Below are 7,044 nucleotides of genomic sequence, written 5' to 3'. Positions count from 1 at the left end.
GATAAAAAATCTTTTAGCTTGACTGAGCCTAGTGAGTATTTAGGTTTACTATTGCGATCTATAAACTACTCAATAGCTGGCCCAACAGCTCTTATTGCTGATAGTTATATTTTATTTTAAAGGATTAGCGAGCGCTTTATAGCTAATCTAATGAATAAGTGATGCGCACTGTCGTACTATAAAACCTAGTATGAAAGCTACTATAAAATGCTGTAAAATGAGTACCATAACAGTCTAATTGCCCGCTAATAACTATTGGATCAGCTTTTAACAACTGGTCAGTAACCAGCTGCCCTAAAATTTACCTCGTATTATCTAGGATTAAATTATGTCAGATAAACATTTTGATGCACTGCCAAAAGCGCATACTACTTATGCCAATATTATAAAAAGCTTATTACCTATTGGTAATAGCGGTAAAGTTAGCAAAGATCAATTGCCACAAGCGACTTACTCTGTCGATAATTTACATATTGACCAAAATAACCTTGACGACTATCGCAAGATTTGTGGCTTTATGGACGATGGTAAGATTCCTATTACTTACTTTTCAGTGCTATCACAAGCCCTACAGATGAATATGATGGTCAAAGAGCCGTTCCCATTTGCAATGTTAGGCTTAGTTCATGTCGAGAATTTGGTCACTCAGTATCGTAAGATTGGCGAGCGTGAGACGGTTAGCTTGTCAGTTACTTTTGATAATCTACGTGACCATGCGCAAGGTCAACAGTTTGATTTTGTCACTACAGTGAAATCGCAAGAAGATGTGATTTGGGAAGGTACTTCTACTTATCTAGCTCGTAGTGATAAAAAGGACAATGCTGGCCTTAAAAGTAAGCCGCGTCCAGTAACCGTCAAGCCGATGGTGGATGAGAAAGGCGTACATAAAATATTCGAAGTTCCTGAAGATATTGGTCGCCGTTATGCGTTTGTGTCAGGTGACTTTAATTTGATTCATTTACATCCTCTATCAGCACGTGCGTTTGGTTTTCCTAAAGCTATCGCTCACGGTATGTGGTCTAAAGCCAAATGCTTGGCGATGATGGGCGAGTTGCCAGAAGCTTGCTCTGCACAAGTATCCTTTAAGCTACCGATCTTCTTGCCAGCGGAAGTAGAGCTGATCGCTGAACCTATTGCTAAGCTTGAGAGTACTGATGACAGTTGTGTATTTGGCTTGTACAGTGCCAAAAATGACAAACCCCATCTTGCCGGTCATGTGACTTTAGTGGACGAGAAAAAAGCTTAATACGAAAGTCTTTTAAATGCTCTTATAATTACCTTAGTAGCGCCACGATTGAGTAATCAAACATGGCGCTATTAGCCATAAATTCCATTAGCCATCATGAAAACTATGATTATGACCCCTAATAATTCTGCCCAAAGCTCAAACTATTCGCTAAGCCAAGATACTGCTGTCAATACCCAAAGTAATACTGAAGCTAAGGTTAACACTGAGGCTGATACGAGTACTTTAGCTAATAGTGTCATTAATAGCGAAAACCCTAATAATGGTTGGCAAATTAATAGTCTCAAAACTGAATATATTAAAACTGACCATTTTGACACGGATAATTCTATCGATTTGGCCTCTATACTAACGCCTTATTATCGACCTGATGAGCAGACTATCGTTTGCGGGGCGCTTGATGAGGAGAAAGTACAAGCGTTAGCCAAGGCTGGGGTTGAGCTAGTCGTTAACTTGCAGCCTGATGAGGAGTTAAGCTTTGATGAGGGTGCAGCAGTTACTCAAGCCGGTATGGCTTATGAGCAGTTAGCGATCAATGGTGCTGCTGATCTTAAGCAGCTCAAAATACTAGCGTTTGATAATATCTTGCGTAAGTATCAAGGTAAAAAAATAGCTATGCATTGCAAGTCTGGCGGTAGAGTCGGCGCAGCAACTGCTCTACGTGCTGGCTGGTTGCGTGGTCGTAAGATGGAAACGGCAATGGCAAGGGGCTACAGTCACGGGTTGACGAAAATGCTAGAACAAGAGACCCACGAGCGCTTATTAGTGCCTCGGTAGTGGCTGGCGATAGCGCATCGTGAGTTAGTTATAAAACAGGTGACCTTTGGGTGGCCTGTTTTACTATTAACGGTTAATCGTTAACCGCCATTAATAGCTAGTGCTAACCTCGAAAACATTGCTTCCATACTGCTTCCCTATTGCTTAAATACTATTTGCACACCATAAGGCCTTGATGATGATCGATAATAAAACTAGCCGTAGCAATATTGATACTGACATTAGTACAGTTACTGAAGCCACTAAGCTCAAAATCCAGCAAGGCTTGCAGCAGTTATTGAATGATCTGCAACTAGATGATGCGCCAGCAGGGGGCGCACTAGCGGTCTATCATGCAGGTAGCTGTATAGCGCAAGCTAGTGTCGGTATGGCCCAACAAAATGTCCCTTGGCAAGCCACTACTTTGGCGTTGAATTTTTCTACTGGCAAAGGAGTACTGGCTACTTTGGCTCATGTTTTAGTCTCACAGCAATTGCTTGACTATGACCAGACGATTGCTAGTTATTGGCCAGCCTTTGCGGTCAATGGCAAAGCTGGTATTACCCTCCGTAAGTTGATGTCACATCAGGCGGGCTTATTCGCTATCAACACTATTGAGGCGGATATTGCAACTTTGCTTGATTGGGATAAGATGGTTGGCAAAGTTGCTGCGATGGCAATCACTAAGCCTGATAATGCCGAAGCTTATGACAGTGCTTATAGCGCCTTAGTCTATGGCTGGATATTGGGGGCATTGATAGAAAAAGTTACAGACATGAGCTTAGCAGCAGCGCTACGCCATTATTTAACTGAGCCTTTAGGTATAGCAGATAGTTATTATTTTGGTGTACCAGCCGAGCAAGTGAACGAGGTAGCTAAGTTGGCTAAAGACTTTACAGTTACTGATATTAACTCGTTACCGTCACAACCGAGTAGTAAGCGCCGTAAACCAACCTTAAGAGCAGATTCTATAGCTACTTTAGCTACTTATCAAAAGTTAGCAAGTTATGGTTGCTGGCAAAGCCTAGCAATGAGTGATAAAACGGTCTTAAATTCTAGTCAAATTAATGCTATTTATTTTGATCCTAGTAGTATAAATGCTAGCAACTATAAGTTAGCTTTATTCCCTGCCAGCAAGCAGCCTATCGATTACTATGACCAGCAGACTTTACAAGCAGTTATGCCAGCGGTTAATGGTGTGGCTTCAGCGCAGGCGTTAGCGACTATTTATGCCATGCTGGCTAATGGTGGTGTCTGGCAAGGCAAAATCCTGATAGATAGTCAAACTTTTGAGCAGCTATCAATGGTACAACAGACAGGTATGGATGCGGTCATGCCAGCTAAGATGAATTGGCGCTTGGGCTATCATCGCTTATTTAGTGTTTGTAAAAATAGCGTTGGTAATAGTAATAACCCTAATAGTGTAGAACAAGGTTTTGGCCATATGGGTTATAACGGCTCAGTAGCTTGGTGTGAACCTACTCGACAACTGTCTTTTGCCTTTGTGCATAATTTCGATGTCACTATGCTCAATGACATTAGACAGTTCGCTTTGACGGAAGCAGTATTGGCTTTATTTGATCAGTAGCCAGTTAGCCTCATCATTAAACTGCACTATTAAACCTCTTCAATAATGACAATCAATGATGAGACTTATTAGGGGTCATTTTTAGTAGCCATGGGGCACTTATGCCATGAATAAATATCGAAGCCAATATGACGATAGAGCATACTATCCATAGTTTAAGTGCATCTTGATCATTGAAATAGCCTTGATTAATAGCGTAAGACAAGTAATAGAGAGTACCGATGCCCCGAATACCTAAAGCTGAAACAGCATATTTTTCTGTTCGATGCATCTTTAACCCTGATAGGGCAAGGAGGCCAGCTAAGGGACGTATTAGTACTAAAAAAGCAAAACTGACAATATAGACGCGCCAAGTCAATTCCACCCCAGACTGTAAGCCTTGACCAATCAAGATACCGAAACTTACTAATACTAGAGACATTAGTAAGCCTTCTGACTGCTCTGCAAAGTCATGTAGCTTGTAATGATAGTCATGTCCACATTCTGAGCGCCGAAAAGTGAATGCTGCTATAAACACCGCTATAAAACCATAGCTGTGGATATATTCTGCCAAGCCATAAGCTAATAAAGTAAGAGCAATTACCACATAACCTTGAGATATAGTGGTATTAAGAGTGTGTTTAGAGAACACTAGCTTTGCCAAAATTTTACCCACTATTACACCAACGACTACCCCGGCACCGATCTGCCATAGTACATCGTGGGTAAACCATGACCAAAGCATCTCAGTAGTAAAATCCTGCCCTTGACTGTAGGCTTCGGCTATTTTTATAGCTAAATATACAAAGGGAAAGGCTAAGCCGTCGTTAAGACCCGCCTCTGAAGTTAAGGTAAAGCGCGTAGTGTCTTCACCGCCAGTGTTCGGTGGTCCTACTTGAATGCTAGAAGCCAATACGGGATCAGTAGGGGCAAGTACCGCTCCTAGTAAGATAGCAGCACCCAAACTGAGCCCAAAGGCGTAGTAACCTAATACTGCCATTGCAAATATACAGATGGGCATAGTGATTAGCAATAAACGTAAGGTAGGCTGCCAGAGCCGCCAAAGTAGCGGGGTATCAATCTTTATACCGGCACCAACTAAAGAGACTAACACTACTATTTCTGTGAGCTTCTCAATAGCTAAGCCGTTGTCTATAGGATCTAAAAATGATAAGGAGGTCCACCAATAACCTACAGCCATACCAAAAACTACTTGCAGCATAGGCAAAGAGATAGGTGTGCGTCCGAATATAAGAGGAAACAGTGCACCGAACAAGAACGCAATGCCACAGACTAATAAGAGTAAGTTATAGTTGTCGATCATAAGATTTATGAGCACCAGTAGTTTTTATAAAAAATAAAAGTCGCTTATAATGACTGGAAAATATAAGTCATTTCGCAAATAATCGTTATCATAATAAAAAAAACGTTGTTCTTTGGTATTTTTTTGATGAAAAAGCCAGCATTTAGCTGGCTTTTTATAGGACGTTTTAAATAAAAATCGTGAGATTAGCGAACAATAACTGTCAGCATTTAGCGCTCAACTTGGCTCACATCACGTACGGCACCAGTATCGGCGCTAGTAGTCATAGCGGCATAAGCACGTAGGGCAGGAGTGACATGGCGATCACGATTAGTAGGCTTCCAAGCAGCGCTACCACGGCTTTCCATCTCGCGACGTCGCTCAGCTAAATCAGCGTCACTCACTTGCATATTGATGGTACGGTTAGGGATATCAATATGGATAGTATCGCCTTCGTGAACCAGTCCAATAGCGCCACCTTCAGCCGCTTCTGGGCTGGCATGTCCAATAGATAGGCCTGAGGTACCACCAGAGAAGCGACCATCGGTTAGTAGTGCACACTCTTTTCCTAAGCCTTTGGACTTTAAGTAAGTAGTCGGATAGAGCATCTCTTGCATACCGGGACCACCTTTAGGGCCCTCATAACGGATAATAACGACATCTCTAGCGATGATATCATCATTAAGTACGGCGGCTACTGCATCGTCTTGCGATTCAAAAATACGCGCGCGTCCAGTGAAGACTAAGATACTATCATCAACTCCAGCCGTTTTGACCACACAGCCGCGCTCAGCGATATTACCATACAGTACCGCTAAACCACCATCTTCTGAATAAGCATGCTTGGCGCTACGGATACAACCTGACTCACGGTTAACGTCTAAGTTTGACCATTCTTTTGACTGTGAGAAAGCTTCAGTAGTACGTACGCCACCTGGAGCAGCGATATAACGTGCTCGCGCTTCGAGATTGTCAGGATTCATAATATCCCACTTATCAATCGCTTCTTTCATAGTAGCACTATGAATAGTTGGTATATCAGTGTTGAGTAAATTAGCACGATCTAGCTCTGCTAATAACGCAAACACTCCGCCTGCACGATGCACATCCTCCATATGATACTTTTGCGAAGCTGGGGCAACTTTAGCTAAACACGGAACACCACGACTTAAGCGGTCAATATCGTGCATTTTAAAGTCTACTTCTGCTTCATGAGCGGCAGCTAGTAAATGCAGGATAGTATTGGTTGAGCCGCCCATTGCGATATCTAAGGTCATCGCATTTTCGAAGGCCGCTTTTGTAGCAATTGAGCGTGGTAGTACTGAATCATCATCTTGCTCATAACGGCGTTTGGCAAGTGCTACAATAGTGCGACCCGCTTCTAAGAATAGCTCGCGACGGAGTGAGTGAGTCGCTAATAGCGAGCCATTACCTGGTAATGCTAAGCCTAAAGCTTCAGTCAAGCAGTTCATAGAGTTGGCAGTGAACATACCAGAACAAGAACCACACGTAGGACAAGCTGAGGCTTCAATAGCGGCGACATCTTCGTCACTGATATTATCATCTGCAGCATCCATCATCGCATCAACGAGATCCAGTTTACGAATGGCACTAGGGCTGCTGTTATCATCATTATTATGGCTTTTGGCAACAGTACTGGCTAGAATTTTACCGGCTTCCATGGGGCCACCTGAAATAAATACTACTGGAATATTAAGGCGCAAAGCTGCCATTAACATACCGGGGGTAATTTTATCACAGTTAGAAATACAAACTAGCGCATCAGCGCAATGAGCATTGACCATATACTCTACAGAATCAGCAATCAAGTCGCGGCTTGGTAGGGAATACAGCATACCGCTATGACCCATTGCAATACCATCATCGACCGCAATAGTATTAAACTCTTTGGCTACGCCACCAGCGCGCTCAATCTCACGGGCGACTAGTTGACCTAAGTCTTTTAGATGCACATGACCAGGCACAAACTGGGTAAAAGAGTTGGCAATAGCGATAATTGGCTTACCAAAGTCACCATCAGTCATGCCAGTGGCGCGCCATAATGCCCGAGCACCTGCCATATTACGGCCGCCGGTAGAGGTTTTTGAGCGATAGTCCATGCGATAGTCCTTACAATTAGTCGAGATTTATTAAAGTGTGCAGTAGTAGGTG

The 7,044-nt window shown here is 42.8% G+C and carries 5 protein-coding genes; 3 read left to right on the top strand and 2 right to left on the bottom strand.

What is annotated here, in order from left to right; translation table 11 throughout:
• Nucleotides 1-328 precede the first annotated feature (328 nt).
• The 3 genes from KPY62_RS02750 to KPY62_RS02740 all read left to right on the top strand — a co-directional run bounded on the left by KPY62_RS02750 (nucleotide 329) and on the right by KPY62_RS02740 (nucleotide 3,590).
• The gene (locus tag KPY62_RS02750; protein WP_216580719.1) at nucleotides 329-1,246 is read left to right on the top strand and encodes a MaoC family dehydratase; all 918 of its coding nucleotides are present in this window, start codon (nucleotides 329-331) and stop codon (nucleotides 1,244-1,246) included.
• 96 nt (nucleotides 1,247-1,342) lie between these two features.
• Complete coding sequence (locus KPY62_RS02745) at nucleotides 1,343-2,023, top strand: beta-lactamase hydrolase domain-containing protein (protein ID WP_228730538.1); 681 nt, start codon at nucleotides 1,343-1,345, stop codon at nucleotides 2,021-2,023.
• Between the two features lie 175 nt (nucleotides 2,024-2,198).
• Nucleotides 2,199-3,590, top strand: a complete 1,392-nt coding sequence (locus tag KPY62_RS02740) for a serine hydrolase domain-containing protein (protein WP_228730537.1) — start codon at nucleotides 2,199-2,201, stop codon at nucleotides 3,588-3,590.
• A gap of 52 nt (nucleotides 3,591-3,642) precedes the next feature.
• Here the strand turns inward: KPY62_RS02740 and KPY62_RS02735 are convergent, their stop codons facing one another.
• Both KPY62_RS02735 and ilvD read right to left on the bottom strand, forming a co-directional pair.
• Entirely contained in the window at nucleotides 3,643-4,893 is a 1,251-nt protein-coding gene (locus tag KPY62_RS02735) for a cation:proton antiporter (protein WP_216580718.1), read from the bottom strand.
• A gap of 209 nt (nucleotides 4,894-5,102) precedes the next feature.
• Entirely contained in the window at nucleotides 5,103-6,992 is a 1,890-nt protein-coding gene (ilvD, locus tag KPY62_RS02730; RefSeq protein ID WP_216580717.1) for a dihydroxy-acid dehydratase, read from the bottom strand.
• Nucleotides 6,993-7,044: the final 52 nt, after the last annotated feature.

The organism is Psychrobacter sp. TAE2020 (genome assembly GCF_018919485.1).
GTDB lineage: Bacteria > Pseudomonadota > Gammaproteobacteria > Pseudomonadales > Moraxellaceae > Psychrobacter.
The sequence above is the reverse complement of the archived record's forward strand: the minus strand, read 5'-3'. Positions and strand labels throughout refer to the sequence as shown.